The sequence below is a fragment of the Streptomyces sp. NPDC012794 genome (genome assembly GCF_042901085.1).
Classification (GTDB): domain Bacteria; phylum Actinomycetota; class Actinomycetes; order Streptomycetales; family Streptomycetaceae; genus Streptomyces.
Genome location: NZ_JBIBCI010000009.1, coordinates 98,108 through 121,263 on the forward strand (window position 1 = coordinate 98,108; position 23,156 = coordinate 121,263).

General features: G+C 73.1%; 20 protein-coding genes. 5 read left to right on the forward strand and 15 right to left on the reverse strand.

Going from position 1 to position 23,156, the window contains the following annotated elements; all coding sequences use genetic code 11:
• The first annotated feature begins 66 nt into the window (after nt 1–66).
• Together ACFY7H_RS18590 and pth are read left to right on the forward strand one after the other, a co-directional pair.
• Nucleotides 67–651 (forward strand): 50S ribosomal protein L25/general stress protein Ctc, encoded by a 585-nt coding sequence (locus tag ACFY7H_RS18590; RefSeq protein ID WP_388939237.1) that lies wholly within the window; start codon nt 67–69, stop codon nt 649–651.
• 99 nt (nt 652–750) lie between these two features.
• On the forward strand, nt 751–1,341 hold the full coding sequence (gene pth / locus ACFY7H_RS18595) for an aminoacyl-tRNA hydrolase (RefSeq protein ID WP_388939239.1): 591 nt from the start codon (nt 751–753) through the stop codon (nt 1,339–1,341).
• 94 nt (nt 1,342–1,435) lie between these two features.
• Here the strand turns inward: pth and ppc are convergent, their stop codons facing one another.
• A complete protein-coding gene (gene ppc / locus ACFY7H_RS18600; RefSeq protein ID WP_388939563.1) occupies nt 1,436–4,129 on the reverse strand; it encodes a phosphoenolpyruvate carboxylase in 2,694 nt (897 codons plus the stop codon).
• Between the two features lie 396 nt (nt 4,130–4,525).
• On the opposite strand from ppc, the gene ACFY7H_RS18605 reads away from it, so the two are divergent.
• Nucleotides 4,526–5,497 carry an acyl-CoA desaturase gene (locus ACFY7H_RS18605; protein WP_388939241.1) on the forward strand — a complete coding sequence of 324 codons (972 nt, stop codon included), beginning with the start codon at nt 4,526–4,528 and terminating at the stop codon, nt 5,495–5,497.
• A complete protein-coding gene (locus tag ACFY7H_RS18610; RefSeq protein WP_388939242.1) occupies nt 5,494–6,168 on the forward strand; it encodes a TetR family transcriptional regulator in 675 nt (224 codons plus the stop codon). Before ACFY7H_RS18605 ends, ACFY7H_RS18610 begins: the two co-directional genes overlap by 4 nt.
• 171 nt (nt 6,169–6,339) lie before the next feature.
• On the opposite strand, the gene ACFY7H_RS18615 is transcribed toward ACFY7H_RS18610, so the two are convergent.
• Nucleotides 6,340–6,735, reverse strand: coding sequence for a VOC family protein (locus ACFY7H_RS18615; protein WP_388939244.1), 396 nt, complete (start codon nt 6,733–6,735; stop codon nt 6,340–6,342).
• On the reverse strand, nt 6,732–7,589 hold the full coding sequence (locus tag ACFY7H_RS18620) for a trans-aconitate 2-methyltransferase (RefSeq protein WP_388939246.1): 858 nt from the start codon (nt 7,587–7,589) through the stop codon (nt 6,732–6,734). The genes ACFY7H_RS18615 and ACFY7H_RS18620 overlap by 4 nt, the downstream gene beginning before the upstream one ends.
• Before the next feature lie 146 nt (nt 7,590–7,735).
• Here ACFY7H_RS18620 and ACFY7H_RS18625 point away from each other — a divergent pair, with 146 nt between their 5' ends.
• Nucleotides 7,736–8,233: a MarR family winged helix-turn-helix transcriptional regulator gene (locus ACFY7H_RS18625; protein WP_125603002.1), complete on the forward strand. Its 498-nt coding sequence runs from the start codon at nt 7,736–7,738 to the stop codon at nt 8,231–8,233.
• Here the strand turns inward: ACFY7H_RS18625 and ACFY7H_RS18630 are convergent.
• The 12 genes from ACFY7H_RS18630 to ACFY7H_RS18685 form a co-directional block, all read right to left on the reverse strand.
• The gene (locus ACFY7H_RS18630; protein ID WP_388939247.1) at nt 8,192–8,965 is read right to left on the reverse strand and encodes a LuxR C-terminal-related transcriptional regulator; all 774 of its coding nucleotides are present in this window, start codon (nt 8,963–8,965) and stop codon (nt 8,192–8,194) included. The genes ACFY7H_RS18625 and ACFY7H_RS18630 overlap by 42 nt on opposite strands.
• Nucleotides 8,966–9,428: 463 nt before the next feature.
• Nucleotides 9,429–10,388, reverse strand: a complete 960-nt coding sequence (galE, locus tag ACFY7H_RS18635) for a UDP-glucose 4-epimerase GalE (protein WP_388939248.1) — start codon at nt 10,386–10,388, stop codon at nt 9,429–9,431.
• 190 nt (nt 10,389–10,578) lie between these two features.
• The gene (locus ACFY7H_RS18640; protein WP_388939565.1) at nt 10,579–11,289 is read right to left on the reverse strand and encodes a response regulator transcription factor; all 711 of its coding nucleotides are present in this window, start codon (nt 11,287–11,289) and stop codon (nt 10,579–10,581) included.
• A 133-nt stretch (nt 11,290–11,422) separates the two neighbouring features.
• Nucleotides 11,423–13,072: a PQQ-binding-like beta-propeller repeat protein gene (locus ACFY7H_RS18645; protein ID WP_388939249.1), complete on the reverse strand. Its 1,650-nt coding sequence runs from the start codon at nt 13,070–13,072 to the stop codon at nt 11,423–11,425.
• A 41-nt stretch (nt 13,073–13,113) separates the two neighbouring features.
• A complete protein-coding gene (locus tag ACFY7H_RS18650) occupies nt 13,114–14,751 on the reverse strand; it encodes a PQQ-binding-like beta-propeller repeat protein (RefSeq protein WP_388939250.1) in 1,638 nt (545 codons plus the stop codon).
• Between the two features lie 188 nt (nt 14,752–14,939).
• Nucleotides 14,940–16,739: an ABC-F family ATP-binding cassette domain-containing protein gene (locus tag ACFY7H_RS18655; protein WP_388939252.1), complete on the reverse strand. Its 1,800-nt coding sequence runs from the start codon at nt 16,737–16,739 to the stop codon at nt 14,940–14,942.
• 28 nt (nt 16,740–16,767) lie between these two features.
• Complete coding sequence (locus ACFY7H_RS18660; protein ID WP_388939254.1) at nt 16,768–18,090, reverse strand: acyltransferase; 1,323 nt, start codon at nt 18,088–18,090, stop codon at nt 16,768–16,770.
• Nucleotides 18,091–18,217: 127 nt separating this feature from the next.
• A complete protein-coding gene (locus tag ACFY7H_RS18665) occupies nt 18,218–19,120 on the reverse strand; it encodes a 4-(cytidine 5'-diphospho)-2-C-methyl-D-erythritol kinase (RefSeq protein WP_388939255.1) in 903 nt (300 codons plus the stop codon).
• Nucleotides 19,117–20,028 (reverse strand): 16S rRNA (adenine(1518)-N(6)/adenine(1519)-N(6))-dimethyltransferase RsmA, encoded by a 912-nt coding sequence (gene rsmA / locus ACFY7H_RS18670; RefSeq protein ID WP_388939257.1) that lies wholly within the window; start codon nt 20,026–20,028, stop codon nt 19,117–19,119. The genes ACFY7H_RS18665 and rsmA overlap by 4 nt, the downstream gene beginning before the upstream one ends.
• Entirely contained in the window at nt 20,025–21,515 is a 1,491-nt protein-coding gene (locus ACFY7H_RS18675) for a ubiquitin-like domain-containing protein (RefSeq protein WP_388939259.1), read from the reverse strand. The genes rsmA and ACFY7H_RS18675 overlap by 4 nt, the downstream gene beginning before the upstream one ends.
• A gap of 165 nt (nt 21,516–21,680) precedes the next feature.
• Complete coding sequence (locus ACFY7H_RS18680) at nt 21,681–22,631, reverse strand: TatD family hydrolase (RefSeq protein WP_388939261.1); 951 nt, start codon at nt 22,629–22,631, stop codon at nt 21,681–21,683.
• 9 nt (nt 22,632–22,640) lie between these two features.
• On the reverse strand, nt 22,641–23,132 hold the full coding sequence (locus ACFY7H_RS18685; RefSeq protein WP_388939263.1) for a hypothetical protein: 492 nt from the start codon (nt 23,130–23,132) through the stop codon (nt 22,641–22,643).
• Between the last annotated feature and the right edge of the window lie 24 nt (nt 23,133–23,156).

Here is a 23,156-nt window from a genome sequence, read left to right on the forward strand (position 1 = left end):
TCTTCGTAGCAGGCCGTTTCGGCCGGGTGACCTCTGTCCGTTTTCGTCACCCCACGAGGAGTGAACATGTCCGAGATCAAGCTTTCCGCGAAGCTCCGCGACACCTTCGGCAAGGGCTCTGCCCGCCAGTCCCGTCGTGACGCCCTGACCCCGGGCGTCATCTACGGCCACGGCACCGCCCCGCAGCACGTCGGCGTCGAGGCCCACGCGCTGATGATGGCGCTGAAGACCCCGAACGCGCTGCTCTCCCTGGACATCGAGGGTGCCGGCACCGAGCTGGTCATCCCCAAGGCCGTCCAGCGTCACCCGCTGCGCCGCAACATCCAGCACGTCGACTTCCTGATCGTCCAGAAGGGCGAGAAGGTCACGGTCGAGGTCGCCGTGGTGACCGAGGGCGACCTCGCCCCCGGCGGCAACCTGCTGGAGACCCTGCTGTCGACCATCACGGTCGAGGCCGAGGCCACCCACATCCCGACCGAGGTCACCGTCTCCATCGAGGGCCTCGAGGCCGGTGCCGCCATCCACGCCAAGGACCTGGTCCTGCCGGCCGGCACCACGCTGGCCGTCGACGGTGAGACCGCCGTCCTGCAGGTCGTCTCCCCGCAGGCCGAGGAGCCGGCCGCCGAGGCCGCCGAGGGCACCGAGGCCTGAGTCTCGCCCCACCCCCTCAGCAGTTGCTGACCGACCGCCGTCCGGCTCCACTGGAGCGGGACGGCGGTCGTTCTCGTTCACGGGCTTAAGGAGTTTTTGATGTCGGACGACGCGGCGCCGTGGCTGATCGTCGGTCTCGGTAACCCGGGGGCGGAGTACGCCGGCAACCGCCACAACATCGGTTTCATGGTGGCGGACCTGCTGGCGGAGCGGATCGGCGGGAAGTTCAAGGCGCACAAGGCGCGGGCGCAGGTGGTCGAGGGCCGGATGGGTCCGCCGGGACCGCTGAACCGGCGGGTGGTGATCGCGAAGCCGATGTCGTTCATGAACCTGTCCGGTGGGCCGGTGACGGCGCTGCGGGACTTCTACAAGGTTCCGCTGGAGCGGATCGTGGCGGTCCACGACGAGCTGGACATCGAGTACGCGACGCTGCGGCTGAAGCTGGGCGGCGGGGACAACGGCCACAACGGGCTGAAGTCGATGACGAAGGCGATGGGTGCGGACTACCACCGGGTGCGGTGCGGCATCGGGCGCCCGCCGGGCCGGATGCAGGTCGCGGACTTCGTGCTGAAGGACTTCTCGTCGACGGAGCGCAAGGAGCTGGACTGGTTCGTGGACCGGTCGGCGGACGCGGTGGAGTGCCTGGTCCAGGAGGGCCTGGAGCGCGCCCAGTCGGCCTACAACTCCTGAGCTGCCGGACTCCTGGTCCCCCCTGCCTTCCCGTGACGCGCAGAAGCCCCCGCCGGTTCGGTTCCGGCGGGGGCTTCTGCGCGTACGGGACCGGTCAGCCGGTGTTGCGCAGGCCGGCGGCGACGCCGTTGACGGTGAGCAGCAGGGCGCGGGCGAGCAGCGGGTCGGGCTCCTCGCCCCGGGCCGCGGCCTGGCGCTGGCGGGCCAGCAGGGAGACCTGGAGGTAGGAAATGGGGTCCAGGTAGGCGTCGCGGACGGCGAAGGTCTGCTGGAGGACGGGCTGGGAGTCCAGCAGCTTCTCCCCGCCCGTGATGCGCAGGACCTCGCGGACGGTGAGTTCGTGCTCGGCCTCGATGCGGTCGAAGACGTGCTTGAGCTCGTCCGGGACGAGGGTGTCCACGTAGTGGCGGGCGATCCGCAGGTCGGTCTTGGCCAGCGTCATCTCGACGTTGGACAGGAAGTTGCGGAAGAAGTGCCAGCGCTCGCCCATCTCGGTGAGGACGGTGTCCTGCCCCGCTTCGCGCAGGGCCTTGAGGCCGGACCCGACGCCGTACCAGCCGGGGACGATCTGGCGGGACTGGGTCCAGCCGAAGACCCACGGGATGGCGCGCAGGCCGTCGAGGCCGGCGCCGGAGTCGGGGCGGCGGGAGGGCCGGGAGCCCAGGTGGAGGTCGGCGAGCTGGTCGACGGGGGTGGCCGCGAAGAAGTACGCGGGCAGGTCGGGGTCCTCGACGAGTGCGCGGTAGGCGCCGTGGGCGGCGTCCGAGACGATGTCCATGGCCGCGTCCCAGCGGGCGAGGGCGTCGTCGGACTGGCGGGGGGCCGTGTGGAGGGCGGAGGCCTGGAGGGTGGCCGCGACGGTCAGCTCCAGGTTCTCGCGGGCCAGGGACGGGACGAGGTACTTGTCGGAGATGACCTCGCCCTGCTCGGTGACCTTGATCTCGCCCTCCAGGGTGCCCCAGGGCTGGGCGAGGATCGCGTCGTGCGAGGGGCCGCCGCCGCGGCCGACGGTGCCGCCGCGGCCGTGGAAGAGGCGCAGGCGGACGCCGTGGCGGTGGGCCACGTCGCGCAGCCGGCGCTGGGCGCGGTGGATCTCCCACTGGCTGGTGGTGATGCCGCCGAACTTGCTGGAGTCGGAGTAGCCGAGCATGACCTCCTGGACGTCGCCGCGCAGGGAGACCAGGCGCCGGTAGGAGGGGTCGGCGAGCATCTCGTCGAGGATGACGTCGGCGGCGCGCAGCTCGTCGGTGGTCTCCAGCAGCGGGACGATGCCGATCTTGGCCCAGCCGGCGTGGAGGTCGAGGAGGCCCGCCTCACGGGCGAGGACGGCGGCGGCGAAGACGTCGTCGGCGCCCTGGCACATCGAGATGATGTAGGACTCGATGACCTCGGGGCCGAACTTCTCGAAGGCGTCCTTGATGGCGGTGAAGACGCCGAGGGTCTTCTGTCCCGCCGCGTCCAGGGGGGCCGGGGTGGGCGCGAGGGGGCGGCGGGAGCGCAGTTCCTTGGCGAGGAGCTTCTGCCGGTAGTCGCGCGGCATGTCGGCGTAGCGCCAGGACTCCTCGCCGAGGCGGTCGAAGAGCTGTCCGAGGGCGTGGTGGTGGGCGTCCGCGTGCTCGCGTACGTCCATGGTGGCGAGCTGGAGGCCGAAGGCGGCCAGGGTGCGGATGGTGCGGTCCATGCGGCCGTCGGCGAAGAGGGCGCCGCGGTGTTCGCGCAGGGAGGTCTGGATGAGGGTGAGGTCGGCGAGGAGCTCGGCGGTGCCGAGGTAGTCGCGGCCTTCCTCGTGGGGGATGCCCTTGGCGAGGCGCTCGCGGGTGTTGAGGAGCTTCTGACGGATGCAGGTGGCCTTGAGGCGGTACGGCTCCTCGGCGTTCAGCCGCTTGTAGCGGGGGCTGATCTCGGGGAGGCGTTCCAGGTCGGCCTGGAGGGAGGTGAGGAGTTCCTCGGTGGCTCCGGTGTAGCGGATGGAGTTGGAGAGGAGTCCGCGCAGGAAGTCGACGAGTTCGAGGGCGTCGGTGATGCCGTGCTCGTGCTGGAGGATCAGCACGTCGCGGGTCACGTCGGGGGTGACGTTGGGGTTGCCGTCGCGGTCGCCGCCGATCCAGGTGCCGAAGGTGAGCGGGCGGGTGCCGGCGGGCAGCTCGACGCCGACGCGCTGGAGCTCGGCGGCGAGGTCCTCGAGGACGTCGCCGACGGCGCCGGCGTGGAGCTCGTCGAGGTAGTAGATGGCGTTGCGGGCCTCGTCCGCGGGCTCCGGGCGCACGACGCGCAGCTCGTCGGTCTGCCAGACGAGGTCGATGTTCTCGGCGAGCCGCAGGTCGTGGCGGCGGCGGTCGCCGGCGCCGGTGACGGGCTCCTCCAGGAGGGCGGCGATGCGGCGGAGCTTGTTCAGCACGCTGCGGCGGGCGGCCTCGGTGGGGTGGGCGGTGAAGACGGGGCGGACGTTGAGGTTCTTGACCGTCTCGCGCAGGTGCTCGGGGTCGGCGTCCTTGAGCATGTCGGCGGTGCGGGCGAGGAGCCCGCCCTCGGCGGCGCGGTGGGCGCGCAGCTCCTTGCCGCGGTGCACCTGCTCGGTGACGTTGGCGAGGTGGAAGTAGGTGGAGAAGGCGCGCACCAGCTTGGCGGCCGTCTCCAGGTCCGTGTCGCCGAGGAGGGCCGCCGCGGCCTCGCCGTCGGTGCGCGTCAGGGCGCGGACCCGTTCGACGAGGTCGAGGAGTTCCCGGCCCTCCTGGCGGACGAGGGTCTCGCCGAGGAGGTCGCCGAGGCGGCGGATGTCCGCGCGCAGCTCCGCGTTCGCCGTCTCCGCCGTCCGTGTCGCGGCGGCGGGATCGGCGGGCTGGGTGACGGGGGCCTGGGCGGCCTGGTCAGCACTGCTCACAGGTGCGGCTCCTTGCAGTGTTCGAGCGCTACTGGGCTGTGGGCTCCCGGGGGTGCGCGGCCATGCCGGTCGTGCTGCGCAGCCCGGGCTGCCCGTGCGGACCGCGCTGTCCGACGACACCAGGATAGGTGTCCCGTCCCCGTGCCCGGGCAGGGTGCCCGCCCTTTGGGCAGGCCGGGGGCCCGTCGCGCGGGTCCTGTTGCCGGGCGCGCCGTATTTGCCATACTTACGTTGCCGTAGGTTACGGCTCCGTAGGTCAGGCGCGCGCCGCGCCTGCCGCCTTCTCACCCCCCAGGGGACCCCATGACCCTCAGCCCGGAACTGATCGAGGACTCCTCGGCGCCTTCCGCGCCCTCCGCGACGCGCGGTGGCGAACGGAAGCGCTCCGCGGAGCAGATCGCTCTGCTTCTCTTCATCACCGTGCCATTCCTGGCGCTGCTGGCGGCGGTGCCGCTGGCCTGGGGCTGGGGGGTGACGTGGCTCGACCTGGGCCTGATGGTGTTCATGTACTTCCTGGCCTGCCACGGCATCACCATCGGCTTCCACCGGTACTTCACGCACGGCTCCTTCAAGGCGAAGCGGCCGCTGCGGATCGCGCTGGCCGTCATGGGCTCCATGGCGGTGGAGGGGCCGCTGGTGCGGTGGGTGGCCGATCACCGCAAGCACCACAAGTACTCCGACCACGAGGGCGACCCGCATTCGCCGTGGCGGTTCGGCGAGACGGTGCCGGCGCTGATGAAGGGCCTCTGGTGGGCGCACATCGGCTGGCTGTTCGACGAGGAGCAGACCGATCAGCAGAAGTACGCCCCCGACCTGGTGAAGGACCCGGCGATCCGGCGGATCAGCCGCGACTTCGTCCTCTGGACGGTGGTGTCGCTGGCGATCCCGCCGCTGGTGGGCGGTCTGGTGACGATGTCCTGGTGGGGCGCCTTCACGGCGTTCTTCTGGGGTTCGCTGGTGCGCGTGGCGCTGCTGCACCACGTGACGTGGTCGATCAACTCGATCTGTCACGCGGTGGGCAAGCGGCCGTTCAAGTCGCGGGACCGCTCGGGCAACGTGTGGTGGCTGGCGGTGCTGTCGTGCGGGGAGTCCTGGCACAACCTGCACCACGCCGACCCGACGTCGGCGCGGCACGGCGTGCTGCGCGGTCAGGTGGATTCCAGCGCGCGGCTGATCCGCTGGTTCGAGCTGCTGGGGTGGGCCTCCGACGTGCGGTGGCCGTCCGGGGCGAGGGTCGACGCCCGGCGCAAGGAAGAGACGCCGAACCCGGCATGATGGGGGACGTGGCGATCGACGGCAGCAGTTCCAGCAGCGACAAACCCAGGCGAGGCCGCCGGGTCCGGATGACGGGCGCCGAGCGGCGTCAGCAACTGCTGGACATCGGCCGCACCCTGTTCGCCGCGAAGGGTTTCGAGGGCACGTCGGTGGAGGAGATCGCGGCCAAGGCCGGGGTGTCCAAGCCGGTGGTGTACGAACACTTCGGGGGCAAGGAGGGGCTGTACGCGGTCGTCGTGGACCGTGAGATGCGCCAGCTGCTGGACGGGGTGACGGGCGCGCTGACGGCCGGGCATCCGCGGGAGCTGCTGGAGCAGGCGGCGTTCGCGCTGCTGGACTACATCGAGAACTACACGGACGGTTTCCGGATCCTGGTGCGGGATTCGCCCGTGGCGCAGTCGACGGGCACCTTCGCGTCGCTGATCAGTGACATCGCCACGCAGGTGGAGGACATCCTGGGGCTGGAGTTCAAGGCCCGGGGCTTCGATCCGAAGCTGGCCCCGCTGTACGCGCAGGCGCTGGTCGGGATGGTGGCGCTGACGGGCCAGTGGTGGCTGGAGACGCGGCGGCCCAAGAAGCCCGAGGTGGCGGCGCACCTGGTGAACCTGGCCTGGCACGGTCTGGAGAACCTGGAGGCGAAGCCGCGGCTGGTGGGACACCGCAAGAGCTGAGCGCGTACGAACGACGTGCGACGGCGCCCCGTCACCGGACGTTCCGGTGACGGGGCGCCGTCGCGTCGTACGGGTCCGCGGCCGTGCGGGGCGGTGCCGGCCCGGGCGGGGCGGTGCCGGCCCGTGCGGGGCGGTACCGGCCCGGGCCGTGCGGATCCGGGTCGGCCGGCGTCAGCCCGCCGGCGGCCCGTCGGCCCCGGGGGCGTGCGGTTCCAGGAACTCCAGCCGGTTGCCGACCGGGTCGTGGGAGTAGAAGCGGCGGTGGCCCGGCAGGTTGTCGTCCCAGACGACGTCGGCGCCGCGTTCGCGGAATCTGTCCGCGTACTCCTCGATCCCGGTCACCCTCAGCCCGGGGTGGGCCTTGCGGGCGGGCCGGAAGTGGTCCTCCACGCCGAGGTGCAGCCGTACGCCTCCGGCCGCGAACCAGCAGCCCCCGCGCGCGGCGAGGACGGGCGGTTTGGAGATCTCCCGCATGCCGAGGACGTCTTGGTAGTACGCGCGCAGCGTGTCCTCGGATCCGGGCGGGGCGGCGAGCTGCACGTGGTCGACGGCGGTCAGCACGGTCATGCCTCCTTGTGGGCGACGGCGAAGATCCGGCGGAACGGGAAGACGGTGCCCCGGGGGCCCGGCGGGTAGGCGGCGCGCAGGATCTCGCGGTATTCGGCGATGAAGCGGTCGACGGCCTCCCGGTCGTCGCCGAGGGCGGTGAGGACGGGCCGCAGCGCGGTGCCCTTGACCCAGGCGAGGACGGGGTCGGTGCCCTGGAGGAGCTGGGAGTACGTGGTCTCCCAGACGTCGACGGCGCAGCCCAGCTCGGTGAACCGGGCGAGGTACTCGGCGGGTTCGAGCAGGTGGATGTAGCGCGCCCCGAGCCCGGCGAGGCGGTCGTGCCAGCGCGGGGTGTCGCACAGTTCGGCGAGCAGCCGGTGGCTGGGGGCGGTGAAGTTGCCGGGGATCTGGAAGGCGAAGGTGCCGCCGGGGCGCAGGCCGTTGATCCAGGCGGCGAAGGAGCCGGGGTGGCTGGGCACCCACTGGAGGGCCGCGTTGGACACGATCAGGTCGTAGGTCTCCTCGGGCATCCAGTCCGCGAGGTCGGCGGGGCGGAAGTCGATACGGCCACCGCCGGGGGTGGGGCCCGCGTAGTCGTCGGAGGCACGCTGGAGCATCTGCGGGGAGAGGTCGAAACCGGTGATGCGGGCCTCGGGCCAGCGGTCGGCGAGGAGGGCGGTGACGTTGCCGGGGCCGCAGCCGAGGTCGGCGATGCGGGGGGCGCTGGAGGGGAGCTCGGGTATGCGGTTCATCAGGTCGAGGAAAGGGCGCGTGCGGTGCCCGGCGTGGTGGAGGTACTGCTGGGGGTCCCAGACGGGTGCGGAGCCGTCGCGCGTGTGGGTGCGCACGGCCGGCGCGATATCGAAATGCATGTTCGAGCCTCCCTACTCGTGGGGCGATCGGAAGCGGAAGCCGTTCCGGCCACGTCCATGCCCCATGCTCGGCCGGAGTATATCTCGATGTCAAGATTCTTGATCCGAAGAGACTTCACGTCGACAGACCCCGTACACTGATCGGCATGGAGGACGAGGTCGACCGACTGGTCGCGGCATGGCGGCGAGAGCGCCCTGACCTCGACGTGGAACCGCTCGAAGTGCTCAGCCGCGTCAGCCGGCTCGCGCGCCACCTCGACCGGGCCCGCAGGCTCGCCTTCTCCGAGCACGGCCTGGAACCGTGGGAGTTCGACGTGCTCACCTCCCTGCGGCGCGCGGGCGCGCCCTATCAGCTCTCCCCCGGACAGTTGCTGACGCAGACGCTCGTCACCTCCGGCACCATGACCAACCGCATCGACCGGCTCGCCAAGAAGGGCCTCGTCGAGCGGCTTCCCGACCCCAGCGACCGGCGCGGAGTGCTGGTCCGGCTGACCCCCGAAGGGCGCGACCGCGCCGACCAGTCCCTGGCGGGACTGCTGGCCCAGGAACGCGCCATCCTGGCCCAGCTCTCCACGACGCAGCGGGGCGAGCTCGCAGGGCTGCTACGCCAGTTGACCGCTCCGTTCGACAACATCCCCGGCTAGCTCCGCGGGACGTACGCCGGCCCGCCGGGCCAGCGCCACGGCGGCCAGGGTGGAGTGGACCCCGAGCTTGCCCAGCACGTTCTGCATGTGGGTGCGCACGGTGTGCGGGGACAGGAACAGCCGCGCGGCCACGTCCTTGCGGCCCAGGCCCGCCACCATGCAGCGCAGCACCTCGTGCTCGCGCGGGGTGAGGGACTCCACGAGCCGCTCGCTGTCCGTACGGTGCTTGCGGGCGGCCGTCAGCTCCCGCAGCACCCCGGTGAGCAGCGCGGGCGGCAGGTGGGTCTCCTCGCGCAGCACCCCGCGGATCACGGCCAGCAGGCGCTGGAGCGAGCAGTCCTTCGCCACCCACCCCGACGCCCCCGCCTGCAGGGCGAGCGCGGCCCGGCGCGGATCGTCGCGTTCGGCGAGGACCACGGTGCGCACGCCGGGGTGCGCGCCCCGTACCCCGGCGACGAGGGCGATCCCGTCGGCCGGCGGGGCCGGGCCGGAACCCGCTTCCCGCTGGCCCGGAACGGCCTGCGGCGCGGCCGCGCCGACGCCGAGGTCGGCGTCGACGAGGAGCACGTCGTAGCGCCGGCCTTCGGCCACCGCGCGCTCGAGGCAGCGCGAGGCCGCCGGACCGCTGCCGGCCGCGGACACGTCCACGTCCGGCTCGGCCGCGAGCGCGGCCGCCAGAGACTCGGCGAAGATGCGGTGGCCATCGACCACCAGGACCCGGATACGAACCACAAAACCCCCAAGGGTCGGGGAACGGACGACTACGGGTACGGCGCCCGGCCGGGTGGGCCACAGGCCCGCGGCCGCCGCCGCGACATCTGTGCACTACCCCGGACCGAACGCCGTACCCGGCGCGTCTCGACCCCTGAAACAACACCGGCCCCCACCGGTGTCACGCATCAGCGTAGAGGGGGCGGCGTCTCGCGGTTGGCCGAATAGCAGAAGTTTTTCGCCCCGATTTCCGGCGGCGAGGTCCGCAACGGCCTTCCCGGTGGCCTGATTTCGTCTGTCCGGAGGGCTGGGGAGGCGGATTCCCGACGGGCGCGTGCCGCGGGCAGTTGCACGGGGTGCATTTCACCCGGCGTACGCACGCCGGGCGCCCGCGCGCGGCGCCTGCGGCCCGCGCCCGGCCCTTACGCGTGCGCCCCCCGCGCCGTCGGGCTGCGGGGGGGGGCGCACGGAAGGAGCCGAAGCGTCAGGAGCGCTGCCCGCGGGCGAAGTTCCAGGCGTCGGTCACGATGTTGGTGAGGTCCGAGCGGGTGGGGGTCCAGCCGAGGCGCTCGTGCGCCGTGCGGGCGGAGGCGACGAGGACCGCGGGGTCTCCGGCGCGGCGCGGGGCGACCACCTCGGGGATCTCCCGGCCGGTGACCTTGCGGACCGTCTCGATCACCTCGCGGACCGAGAAGCCGCTGCCGTTGCCGAGGTTGCACACCAGGTGCTCGCCCTCGGCCGCGACGCGCAGCGCGGACAGGTGGGCCTCCGCCAGGTCGGCGACGTGGATGTAGTCGCGGACGCAGGTCCCGTCGGGGGTCGGGTAGTCGTCGCCGAACACCGAGATGGCCTCGCGCTCGCCGAGGGCGACCTGGAGCACCAGCGGGATCAGGTGCGTCTCGGGGTCGTGGCGCTCGCCGAACTCCCGGTAGGCGCCGGCCACGTTGAAGTAGCGCAGCGAGACCGCCGCGAGGCCGTGCGCCGCGCACTCCCCCGCGATCATGTGGTCGACGGCCAGCTTCGAGGCCCCGTACGGGTTGGTCGGCGCGGTCACCGAGGTCTCCGTCAGCACCCCGCCGGACGGCTCCCCGTAGGTGGCGGCGGTGGAGGAGAAGACGAGCCGGCGCACCCCGGCCTCGCGCATCGCGGTCAGCAGGGCGAGGGTGCCGCCGACGTTGTTGTCCCAGTACTTGCCGGGGTTCACGACGGACTCGCCGACCTGCGAGGAGGCCGCGAAGTGCAGCACCGCGTCGTAGGAGGAGTCCAGGTGGTCGGCGGCGTCCTGGATCCGGCCGGTGATCAGGGTGGCGCCGGCGGGGACGCCCTCGGCGAAGCCGGTGGAGAGGTTGTCGAGGATGGCCACCTCGTGTCCGGCCTCCAGCAGATGGGCGGCCACGACGCTGCCCACGTATCCGGCACCGCCGGTGACCAGGTACTTGCTCACTCGCACTCCTACATCTCGCGGAAGCACGCGGATGCGCGTGCCCTGGTGACTGGCTTACCGGATTCCGCGCTTCCGGGGAAATCGCGGCCGTTCGAATACCGTACCCGGACGGCCGGGACCGGCCCGCGTCCGGCCGGGCGGGGCAGGGGTGGCCCCGGGGGGCCGGGCGGGTGCCCCCACGCGGCGGGGCTCAGCCCTCGGACGGCTCCCCGGGCCCCTGCGGCCGCTGCCGGGCGGGCAGCGCGGCCCGGTCCAGCAGCCCGGTGCGGGCGGCCAGCGCGGCGGCCTCCAGCCTCGATCCCACGCCGAGCTTCATCAGGACCCGCTGCACGTGCGTACGGGCCGTGCTCGGCGCGATGGCCATGCCGGCGGCGATGAGCCGGGTGTCCTCGCCCTCCGCGACCCGGACCAGTACCTCGGCCTCGCGCGGGGTCAGCAGCCGCAGCAGCCGGCCGGCCTCGTCGTCGGGCTGCGCGGCGGGGTTGAGGAGCTCCGCGAAGGCGCCCTGGAGCAGCTGCGGGGCGATCGCGACCTCCCCGGACCGGGCCTTCGCCAGGGCCCGCTCGACGCCTTCGATGCGCTCGTCCTGGCGGACGTATCCCGAGGCCCCGGCGGCGAAGGCGGCGGCTATCCCGCGCGGGCTCGGGACGGGCCCCAGGACCACCACGGCGATCTGCGGGCGCTCGCGCTTGATCCGCACCACCGGCTCGAAGACGCCGGGCTCCGCCGGGGTGGCGGTGCCGAACAGGCACACCTCCGGGGCACGGCCGATGACCAGCTCGGCGGCGCCGGCCGCCGGTGCCGCCGCCGCGAGCACGCGGTGCCCGCGCAGTTTCAGGGCCGAGGCGAGCGCCTCGGCCAGCAGCCGGTGCTCGTCGACCACCACGACCCGTACGCCCATCAAGGCTCCCACCCCAGATCCATCTGACCCGGCAAGCTACACGCTTGTTCGACGGGGCGTGCCGGTTACCGTGCGAAAGCCCCCGATCGGTGGGTACCGTCCGGGGGCTTTCGGCGTGGGGCGTGGCCCGGCCTCAGTTCGCCGCGAAGGAGACGAAGAGGTACTCGGGCGTGGACTTCTCCGAGTACGGCTTGCGCACCGTGGTACGGGAGATGAACAGGCGCCCGTTGTGGTAGCGGTACTCGGAGTGGTCCTTCGAGAAGCCGGTCTCCATGCGCTGGCTCGCCTTCTCGACCGGGTTCTGCATCAGCAGGGTCTCCTTCATCGTCTTGCCGTCGATGCTGACGACCTGGCCGCCTCCGTCGTACGGGGGCACCTTGTAGGCGATGATGTTCGACCCGTCCATGCGCAGCGGGAACATGGTGTACCGCTCGCCCGCGTCGGCGCGGTCGCTGGTGGCCTTGCCGGTCTCCAGGTCGAAGGAGACGATCTCGTTGGTCCGGCCGACGGAGGCCGAGCCCTGGTGCTCGTACGACGGCAGGTAGACCTTGCCGTTGCCGACGACCATGCTCGAACACTGCTCGACCTCGGTGGCGGGGCACCTGGGGGCGTAGCTGCCGCCGGCGAGCCCGATGCGGGTCTTGAGCTGGCCCGCGTCGTCGACGACGAAGAGGTCGCTGACGTTGGTGGCGTTCTTGGCGGTGTTGCCGACGTTGGCGGCGACGATGAGCGGCTTGGTGGAGATGATGCCGGCCCACTCGATGCCCGCGGACAGCTTGTACTGGTACTTCGGCGCGCCGGTGGCGGGGTCGAGGGCCTGCGCGTACAGGGTCGGGCTGGAGCCGCGGCCGCACTTGCGCAGGGCGGCGAGGGCCTCGCCGCCGGCGTAGCCGAGGTCGTAGCAGCCTTCGCCGTCGGTCTTCGGGGTCCACAGGGACTTGCCGTCGGCGAGGTTCCAGGCGGCGCCGCCGTACAGGCCGCCCGCGGCGACGGTCTGGCCGCTGATGGTGACCTCGCTGAAGGCGACCGGCTTGTCGCCGCCGGTGGCGGACTTGGCGGTGGCGGACCAGAGGAGCTTGCCGGTGTTCAGGTCGAGGACGCCGACCTGGGTGCACTGGGGGTACTTCTTCTCGTTGGTCGCCAGGCCCTCCTCGAAGAGGATGGCGGTCTTGTTGTCGCTGATGTGCTTGGTGGCGCCGCAGACGTTGGCGGGGAGCGGGAGTTCCCACTTCTTGCCGCCGTCGACCAGGTTGTAGCCGACGACCTTGGCCACGTCGGACTTGGCGTAGGTGGTGTCGGTCAGCCAGGAGCCGTCGACGGAGACCACGTCGGGCGGGGTCGGGCTGGGGACGTTGACCAGCGTCTTCGACTTGGGGTTGGAGGGGACCTTCTCGCTGCCGGGGGTGCCCGCGGGGCCGCCCTTGTCGCCCTCGGGCGAGCCGCTGGCGCCGTTCGCGGTGGGCTGGGCTCCGCCGTCGTCGCCGGAGACGTACCAGAAGCCGCCGCCGATGATGAGGGCCATGGCCAGCAGGGCCGCGCCGACGATCGCCAGCTGGTTGCGCTTGTCGTTGTTCCCGCCGCCGGGGGCGGCGTACTGCGGCTGGGCCGGGGCCTGCTGCGGGTGGCCGTAGCCGGCCTGGGCCTGGGGCTGCGGGTAGCCGTAGCCGGCCTGGGGGGCCGGGACCGTGGGCGGCTGGGCCGGGGGCTGCGGGGGGCCGGGCGGCGGCGGGGGGCCGCCGAAACCGCCGGAGGGCGGCTGGCTGGGGGGCGGCGGGGTACTCATCGCTTGCTACTGCCTCTCGGTGGGGCGCTCGGTGGACTCGTTCACTTGCCGAAGACCATCAGGAGCCTCTCGTCCTGGCCGTTGCCGGTCAGCGAGGCGGCGGAGGTGATGAACCGGCCGTCCTCGAAGGCCCGCCGCCCGTTGGAGAGGAAGGATCCCTCGACCTTCGCTGCGGGACCGGACGGCATGCGCAGCAGCGTCTTGGGCTCGCCGCCGGCGGCGGGCACGGAGAGGATCTCGCCGGGCTCGTCGCGCAGGCCGGCGCGGTAGACGGTCAGCTGTCCGTTCGCCGCCTTGAGCGGGTGGAACATGCGCTGGTCCCCGGCGGCGCGGCGCCACTTGGCCTTGCCGGTCGCGAGGTCGAAGGCGACGACCTCGTTGTTGGTGCCCTTGTCCGTCAGCGTGTTCAGGTAGAGCGTGTCGCCGTCGACGGCGGAGGCGCCGCAGCCCTGGAGGTTGTCGCTGCTGCCGGCGCCGCAGTTGACCTGGAAGTTCCCCTCGGCGGCCATGCTGGAGCGCTTCTTGCCGTCCGGGGTCAGGGCGATGACGGCCCGCTCCTTGGTCTCGCGGTTGCCGATGTCGAGGACGATCGGGGAGACGGAGTACACGCCGGTGACGCGCCAGCCCTTGGGCAGCCGGTAGGACCAGGTCTTCTTGCCGGTGACCGGGTCGGCGTCCTGCACCTCGATGGTCTTGTCGGCGTCCATGCACAGGGCGATGCCGAGCATCTTGCCGTTGCCGGCGGCGTACTGGCTGGGCTGGCAGCCCTCGGGGCCGCTGCCGGAGAAGAGCTTCTCGCCGGTGCTGACGCGGTAGGCGCTGGTGGCGGCCATCCGGTTCACGGCGACGGTGTCGCCGGTGAGGGCCAGCCCGACGTCGACGCCGCCGCCGTCGAAGAGGTTCTCCTTGTCGACCGGCTTCGTCCAGCCCTCCTTGCCCGCCTTGAGGTCGATCAGCTTCATCTGGTTGCAGTCGGCGTTGGATCCGCCGCCGTCCTTGACGACGATGACGGTCTTGCCCTCGGCGGTGGTCTGGTCGGTGAGCCCGCAGATCTCGGCGCGGACGTCGATCTTCCACTTCTCCTTGCCGTCGGTGACGGCATAGCCCACGACGGACTTGTCGATCGTCTTGACGACGGTGTCGCCCACGACCCACTGCCCCTGCGTCGGGATGCCGGCCCCGGGACCGGTGAGCTTGGCCGTCTTGAACCACATGACCTTGTCCTCGCCGGGCTTGCGGCCCGCGTTGAGGTCGGTCTGCTCCGCGCCGCCGTTGCCGCTGCCGTCGCCCTTGTCCACGGACGGGGAGCCCGAGGGCTTGGGGTCGGCGGGCGTCGAGCCCTGCGCGACGGGCGTTTTGGAACCGTCGTCACCGCTCAGGAAGGCGAAGTAGGCGCCGGTGCCCAGTACGAGGACACCCGCGACCGCCGCCGCGACGACGACCGCGCCCTTGCGCCGGCCCGGTCCGCCCGGCGCCGGCGGGCCGGGGGGCATGCCCGGCCCGGGCGGGAAGCCGTACCCGCCGTGCTGGGCGAGCGGCTGCGGCACCGTCGGCGGCTGCTGCGCGTACGGGTTGGCGCCCTGCGGCGGGTAGCCGTAGCCCTGCTGCGGCGGCCCGGGCAGGTGACCGTAACCGGAAGGGGACGGCGGCTGGTTCGGCGGCTGGGGCGGCTCGGTCATCAGCGCATACCTTCGGGTTCGGGCGGTGGGGGCGGTCCGGGGACCGACGAAGAACCGACCCTTTCTATCACCCGTGGCCGACACTCAACGGGCCGGTCGCACCCCTGTTCCCAAGGGAGGACCGGCCCGTGACACGGCCGTTATCCGCCCGGCCGGCGTTTTCCGGGGGCCGCGGGGCGGCGCCGGACTCAGGCCTCTTCGGCCAGTTCCAGCCAGCGCATCTCCAAGTCGTCGCGCTCGGAGATCAGTTCCCGCAGCTCCGCGTCGAGCTTGGCGACCTTGTCGTAGTCGGTGGAGTGCTCGGCGATCTGCGCGTGCAGGCTCGTCTCGCGGTCCGACATCTTGTTGAGCTGGCGCTCGATCTTCTGGAGCTCCTTCTTCGCGGCGCGCGAGTCGCCCGAGGCCGTCGACTTGACGGCGGCGGCCGGGGCCGGCGCCGGGGCGGCGGCCTCGATCATCCGCCGGCGGCGCTCCAGGTACTCGTCCAGGCCGCGCGGCAGCATCCGCAGGCTGGCGTCGCCGAGCAGGGCCATCACCGTGTCGGTGGTGCGCTCGATGAAGAACCGGTCGTGGGAGATCACGATCATCGAGCCCGGCCAGCCGTCGAGGAGGTCCTCCAGCTGGGTGAGGGTCTCGATGTCGAGGTCGTTGGTGGGCTCGTCGAGGAAGAGGACGTTCGGCTCGTCCATCAGCAGGCGCAGGATCTGCAGCCGGCGCCGCTCACCGCCGGAGAGGTCCCCGACCGGCGTCCACTGCTTCTCCTTGGTGAACCCGAACTGCTCGCACAGCTGCCCCGCCGTCATTTCGCGGCCCTTGCCGAGGTCGACGCGGTCGCGGACGCGCTGGACGGCCTCCAGGACGCGCAGCGACGGGTCGAGCTCGCCGACCTCCTGGGAGAGGTAGGCCAGGCGCACCGTCTTGCCGACCGTCACGGAGCCCTCGGCGGGCTGCACCTCGCCCTGGGTGCGGGCGGCCTCGGCCAGGGCCCGCAGCAGGGAGGTCTTGCCGGCGCCGTTGACGCCGACCAGGCCGACGCGGTCCCCCGGGCCCAGGTGCCAGGTGAGGTGCTTGAGCAGGGTCTTGGGACCGGCCTGGACGGTGACGTCCTCCAGGTCGAAGACCGTCTTGCCGAGGCGGGCGTTGGCGAACTTCATCAGCTCGGACTTGTCGCGCGGCGGCGGCACGTCGGCGATCAGCTCGTTGGCGGCCTCGATGCGGTAGCGCGGCTTGGAGGTCCGGGCGGGGGCGCCGCGGCGCAGCCAAGCCAGCTCCTTGCGCATCAGGTTCTGCCGCTTGGCCTCCTCGGTGGCGGCGATCCGGTCGCGCTCGGCGCGGGCGAAGACGTAGTCGCTGTAGCCGCCCTCGTACTCGTAGACGGAACCGCGCTGCACGTCCCACATGCGGGTGCAGACCTGGTCGAGGAACCAGCGGTCGTGGGTGACGCAGACGAGGGCGGAGCGGCGGGCCTGGAGGTGGCCGGCCAGCCAGGAGATGCCCTCGACGTCGAGGTGGTTGGTGGGCTCGTCGAGGACGAGGAGGTCCTGGTCGGCGATGAGCAGCTTGGCGAGCGCGATGCGGCGGCGCTCGCCGCCGGAGAGCGGGCCGATGACGGTGTCGAGGCCCTGGCCGAAGCCGGGCAGGTCGAGGCCGCCGAAGAGACCGGTGAGGACGTCGCGGATCTTGGCGTTGCCGGCCCACTCGTGGTCGGCCATGTCACCGATGATCTCGTGCCGGACGGTGGCGGACGGGTCGAGGGAGTCGTGCTGGGTGAGCACGCCCATCTGCAGGCCGCTGTTCTGGGTGACCCGGCCGGAGTCGGGCTCCTCCAGCTTGGCCAGCATCCGGATGAGGGTGGTCTTGCCGTCGCCGTTGCGGCCGACGACGCCGATCCGGTCTCCCTCGGACACGCCGAGGGAGATGCCGTCGAGCAGGGTACGGGTGCCGTACACCTTGCTGACTGCCTCGACATTGACCAGATTGACGGCCATCAGACGCGCTCCAGGGAAAGGGTGTGGATCAGCCCCTCAGCCTAACCCTCCGGACGGAGGCGGAACGTTCCACCAGCCAGGCGCCCCCCACTGCCATGCCGATGGCGGCGGGCGCGGTGACCGGGAGGGCGATCAGGGTGGCGCTGTGCCCCTCCAGGAGGCCGCCGAGGCCGGTCGTGGACAGGCCCAGGACGCCCAGCAGGCACAGGGTGGTGCCCAGCGCGGCGGCGGGCCCGCTGCCGGGGGCGGCGGACGCGGGCCGCGGCGCCTCGAAGCGGCGGAAGCAGGCCACGAGCGCGGCCGTGAGGGCGGCCGCCAGGAGGATCCGCGGCGGCACCTGCGCCCACCAGGCGGCGGTGGCCGGCTCGGGCAGCGGCAGACCCAGGGTGAGCTGGGCGGCGTACACGGCCAGCATGGCGGTGAGGTGCCAGAGGAAGGCGGTCATGGCGACGCCGTTGGCGGCGACGACCCCGCGCCAGACCCGCGGCCGGGCGAGCCAGGCCGTCGCGGGCCGGGCGAGCAGCTGGACGGCGCCGACCAGCCACATGCCGTGGCAGAGCAGGGCGAGGGTGGGCGGGGCCATGTTGGACACCTTCTCCCCGGGCATCCCGACCATCGACAGCGGGTACGGTCCGGCCGCGACGAGCAGCACCGCCCCGGCGAGCCCGGCGGCGCCGAGGAGGGCGGGCCGGGTGATGCGGCCGTCGGCGCGCAGGAAGCCGAGCTGGTGCACGGCGAGCCAGACGAAGGCGAAGTTCAGGAACTCCGCGTACGGGACGCCGAGCGCGAAGCGCAGTACGTCGACCAGGGCCGCGGCGCCGGCGAGGACGGCGAAGGCGGCCCAGCCCCAGCGGGCGTGCAGCTTCAGCAGCGGCGGGGTGAAGGCCACCATCGCCAGGTAGATCCCGATGAACCACAGCGGCTGCGTCACCATCCGCAGCGCGGCGCCGGCCAGCCGGCCGTCGTCCGCGCCCGCGAGCTGCACGAGCAGGGCGAGGGCCGCCCAGACGAGGACGAAGACCAGGGTGGGCCGCAGCAGCCGCTGGAGACGGGCGCGCAGGAAGACGGCGTAGACGGGCCGGCCCTCGGCGCGGCGCTCCAGCGAGCGGTACGACAGGGCGTGCGAGAACCCACCGACGAAGAAGAACACCGGCATGACCTGCAGCCCCCAGGTGAGCACCTGGAGCGGGGGCACGAGCGCGAGGAGGTTCCCTATGCCGTCGGTGCTGACGGCGGCCATCAGCCAGTGCCCGAACACGACGGTGGCGAGGGAGGCGACCCGGAGCAGGTCCACGTACCGGTCGCGGGAGGCGGGCGTGGCGGCGGCCATGCCGCGTGCGCTGACTGTCATGCCCCTACGGTCGCGGCCGCGCCCCGCCCTCCGACAGGGCGCGGGTACTCATCCCGTGCCTAGGTAGCCGCGCGCGGCCGGGCGGCCCCGCGCGCCCTCCCGGCGCGCCCGCCTTCCCGGCCGCCGCTCAGGCGGTCACGGCCGTCGCTCCGGGGGCCGGGGAGGAGGTGACCCGGGTGGCACGGCAGGTGCCGGAGGCCTCCAGCGCGGCGGCGACCTCCGCGGCGGATCCGGCGTCCCGCACCAGGAAGGCCGTCGTCGGCCCCGACCCGGAGACCAGTCCGGCCAGCGCCCCGGCGGCGACGCCCGCCGCGAGGGTGGCGGCGAGCTGCGGGCGCAGCGACAGGGCGGCGTCCTGGAGGCCGTTGGACCCGGGCAGGACGGCGGCCAGCGCGTCGGCGTCGCCCGAGGCGAGGGCTTCGAGCAGCACCGGGGACGCCTCGGGCGCCGGCACGTCCGTACCGGCGGTCAGGCGGTCGAACTCGCGGAACACCGCCGGGGTGGACAGGCCCCCCTCGGCGACCGCGAACACCCAGTGGAACCGCCCGGCGGCCACCGGGGTGAGGAACTCGCCGCGCCCGGTGCCCAGCGAGGCGCCCCCGACGAGGCTGAAGGGGACGTCACTGCCCAGCTCCGCACAGAGGTCCAGCAGTTCCTGGCGGGGGGTGTCCAGCTTCCACAGCAGGTCGCACGCCAGCAGCGCGCCCGCCCCGTCGGCGCTGCCGCCGGCCATCCCGCCGGCCACGGGGATGTTCTTGGCGATGTGGAGGTGGACGGCGGGCTCGATGCCGGCGCGGGCCGCGAGGAGCTCGGCGGCGCGCGCCGCGAGGTTGGTGCGGTCCAGCGGCACCTGGTCGGAGTCGGGGCCCTCGCAGGTCACCCTCAGCCCGTCGGCCGGGGTGGCGGTGACCTCGTCGAACAGGGAGACGGCCAGGAAGACGTTGGCGAGGTCGTGGAAACCGTCGGGGCGGGCGGCGCCCACCGCCAGCTGGACGTTGACCTTCGCGGGGACGCGTACCGTCACGCTCACAGCGCGGGCCTCCCGACGGCCGGCTTGTGCTCGGCGATCGCCGCGAACTCCTCCACCGTCAGGGACTCGCCGCGCGCCAGCGGGGAGATGCCGGCGCCGACCAGCGCCTCCTCGGCGGCGGCGGCCGACCCGGCCCAGCCGGCCAGCGCGGCTCGCAGTCCCTTGCGCCGCTGCGCGAAGGCGGCGTCGACGACCGCGAAGACCTCCGCCTTGGAGGCGGTGGTCTTCACCGGCTCGGAGCGCCGTACGAGCGAGACGAGCCCGGAGTCGACGTTCGGCGCGGGCCAGAAGACGTTGCGGCCGATGGCTCCGGCGCGCTTGACGTCCGCGTACCAGGCGGCCTTGACGGAGGGGACTCCGTACACCTTGTTGCCGGGGCGGGCGGCGAGCCGGTCGGCGACCTCGGACTGGACCATGACGAGGGTCCGCTCGATGCTCGGGAAGCGGTCGAGCATGGTCAGCAGGACCGGCACGGCCACGTTGTAGGGCAGGTTCGCGACGAGCGCGGTCGGCGCCGGGCCGGGGAGCTCGGTGACGAGCATCGCGTCGGAGTGGACCAGAGCGAAACGGTCCTTCCGGTGCGGCATCCGCGCCTCGATGGTGGCGGGCAGCGCCGCGGCCAGGACGTCGTCGATCTCGACGGCGGTCACCCGGTCGGCGGCCTCCAGCAGGGCGAGCGTCAGCGAACCCAGGCCCGGGCCGACCTCCACGACCACGTCGTCCGGACGCACCCCGGCGGTGCGCACGATCCGGCGCACCGTGTTGGCGTCGATGACGAAGTTCTGGCCCTTCTGCTTCGTCGGGCGTACGCCGAGGACGGCGGCCAGCTCTCGGATGTCGGCCGGCCCGAGGAGGGCGTCGGAAGGGACCTCGGAGGTCTCGTGGGGCTGCTGCTCTGCGGTGCTCACCGCTCAAGCCTACGGCCGCAGTGCGGCCACGGACTCGCCCCCCGCTGCACGTAGAGCTTCTTCGCCCGGTACGTCTGCTCCGAGGCCGGTGCGTCCTGCGGGCGGCCGCTGCCGCCGAGGGCCCGCCAGGTGCTCACGTCGAACTGGTAGAGGCCGCCGTAGGTGCCCGAGGGGTCGGTGGCGGAGGGGCGGCCGCCGGATTCGCACTGGGCCAGGGCGGCCCAGTTGAGGCCGTCGGCCCCGGCGACGGAGGTGGGCAGCGGCTTCGTGCCGACCAGCACCCGCTGGGTGACGGGCTCCCGGACGACCTCCTCGGCGATCTTCCTGGGCTGCTGGCGGACCCCGTTGACGGTGCGCAGGGCGTACGTGACCCGGCGCGCCCCGGGCCGTCCGACGCGCTCGACGACCTCGGTGCCGGCGAAGAGCCCGGGGTCCTCGACGCGTTCGGTGTCGTACGGGATGCGTTCCTCGCGGACCTCGCGGGTGCCGGTGATGCGCAGCACGGTGACGGTCTGGCCGTCGCGGGGGAAGGAGTCCGGGGGGACGGAGGTGGTGTCCTGGCCGTGGAGGGTGATGCCGGCCTGGTCGAGGGCCTCCTTGACGGTGGCGGCGTTGGTGCGGATGGTGCGTTCGCGGCCGTCGGCCATGAAGGTGACGCCGCGTTCGGTGCGCACGCCGAGGGTGAGGCCGGTGCGGGGGACGGGTGCGGTGCGGGGGGTGGAGAGGTAGGCGCCCTCGACGCGGACGCCGAGCTGGCGCAGGGCCGCGTCCACGGTGCGGGCGGTGGTCCAGGTCTGCCGGGTGGTGCCGTCGAGGGTGAGCCGCAGGGGGCGGCCGTAGCGGACGACGACCTGCTGGCCGTCGTCGAGGGCGGAGCCGGGGGCGGGGGCGACGAGGTCGTGGGGGCCGACGCCGAGGCCTTCGGACGCAAGGAGTTCGTCCACGCTCCCGGCGAAGGTGTGCAGGGTGCGCGGTACTCCGTCGACGGTGAGCCGCACGGCCTTGTCGGCGGCGACGAAGGCGGTGGTGCCGCCGGCCAGGAAGGCCACGACGAGGGCTTGGGGGACGATGCGCCGCCAGCTGTCGCGGGCGGTGGCCACGCCCGGGCCGGCCGGGGCGGGGGCGGAGCGCCTGCGCCGGCCGGCCCGGGGGCCGGGCGGGCGGGCGGCGGCGGGGTCGGCGTCCGGGGCGGCCGGGGGCGGCGGCGCCGGTTCGGCGGTGGTGCGGCGGCCGCTGCCGGTGGCGGCTCTGCGCCGGCCGCCGGGGCGGCCGGGGTCCGGGCGGCCGGGGTCCGGGGTGAGTGGCGGGGTGGGCGGCGGGGCGTCGGCGGGGGCCGCCGCCGCGCGGCGCCGGGCGGCCCGGCGGCCCTCGGCGCGGGGGGCGGGGACCTGGGGGTCGGGGTGGGCGTACGGGCCTTCGTACGGGCCGGGGTCCCGCTGGGTCTCCGGCCAGGGGGCACGGCGGTGACTGCCCTGCGTCTCGCTCACGTCGCTCGCTCCACTGGTGTCGCTCGCTCCACTGGTCCCGCCCCGGCTGCTCGGGCACGGCACCCTAGCGGCAGCGGGCGTCACGCACCAAAGCCGTTCGACCACACAGCGTGTCGACCGAACGGCTGCGCGAAGGCGCGGCGGGGGTGGTGGGGTGGCGGCCGGTCAGTAGTCGAAGGCGCGGGCCGTGTTCGCGGCGAGGGCGGTGGCCATGACGTCCTCGTCGATGCCGCGTACCGCGGCCATGGCCCGTACCGTCAGCGGAATCAGGTACGGGGCGTTGGGCCGTCCGCGATAGGGCGCGGGGGTGAGGTACGGGGCGTCGGTCTCGACCAGCACCAGTTCGAGAGGGGCGACGGCGAGGGCCTCGCGCAGCGGTGCGGCGTTCTTGAAGGTGACGGTGCCGGCGAAGGACATGTAGTAGCCGGCGGCGGCGCACTCGCGGGCCATCGCGGCGTCGCCGGAGTAGCAGTGGAAGACGGTGCGTTCGGGGGCGCCCTCCTCCCGCAGGATCCGCAGGACGTCGGCGTGGGCGTCGCGGTCGTGGATGACGAGGGCCTTGCCCTGCCGCTTGGCGATCTCGATGTGGGCCCGGAAGGAACGCTCCTGCGCGGCCATCCCCTCGGGGCCGGTGCGGAAGTGGTCGAGGCCGGTCTCGCCGACCGCCTTGACGTGGTCCAGCGCGGCGAGCGCCTCGATCTCGGCGAGCGCGTCGTCGAGCGCCGCCTGGCCGCCGCCCGGCCGGGCGCCCTGCCGGGACCAGCCTCCCGCAGGGTCTCCGTGGACGATGCGGGGGGCCTCGTTCGGGTGGAGGGCCACGGCGGCGTGGACGTTGGCGTGGGCGGCCGCGGTCTCGGCCGCCCAGCGCGAGCCCTTCACGTCGCATCCCACCTGGACGACGGTGGTCACGCCCACGGACGCGGCCTTCGCGAGCCCCTCCTCGACCGTGCCGGACTGCATGTCGAGGTGCGTGTGGGAGTCGGCCACCGCCACCCGAAGCGGCTCGGGCAGCGGGGGCGGGACGTCCTTCGACGCGGCCTTCGACTCGGCCTTCGGCGCGGTCTGGGACGCGTTCTTGCCGGCGGCGGCCGCGGAGGAGGAGGGGCTAGAGCTCATGAGCCGATCTTATGACCGCCCGAAGAACCCCCGGAGGCGGGAGAGCAGGCCTCGGCGCGGCTCGGAGACGTCGACGGCCACGGGCCCCGGGGAGTCGTGCGCCGGGCCCCCGCGCGGCTTCGGGGGGCGGGGGGCGTTCTCCCCGGCCGGGACGGGTCCGGCGATCCCGGGGGCGATGCGGTGGTGGTAGAGCCGGTCGATGGTGCCGAGCACCGTGGAGACCTGGCCCTCGCGCATGATCCGTACGACGTGTCCGCCGCAGTTGAGGCAGGTCGGGTTCGACAGGGGGGAGGGCACCCGCTCGCCGTTCACCGTGTACATGATGAACGGCTCGCCCTTGCCGTCGACGTGGTGCTCTATCGCGTAGGCCTGTTCCCAGCCGTAGCCGCACTTCATGCACGCGAAGGAGTACGCCTCGTGCACGGTCTGTACGCCGGAGGCGGGAACAGGGGCCGGTCCCGCGGCCGTGACGGATACCGGGGTGTCTGCGATCTCACTCATGCCAGCTCCTCTTGTTCCACTGGT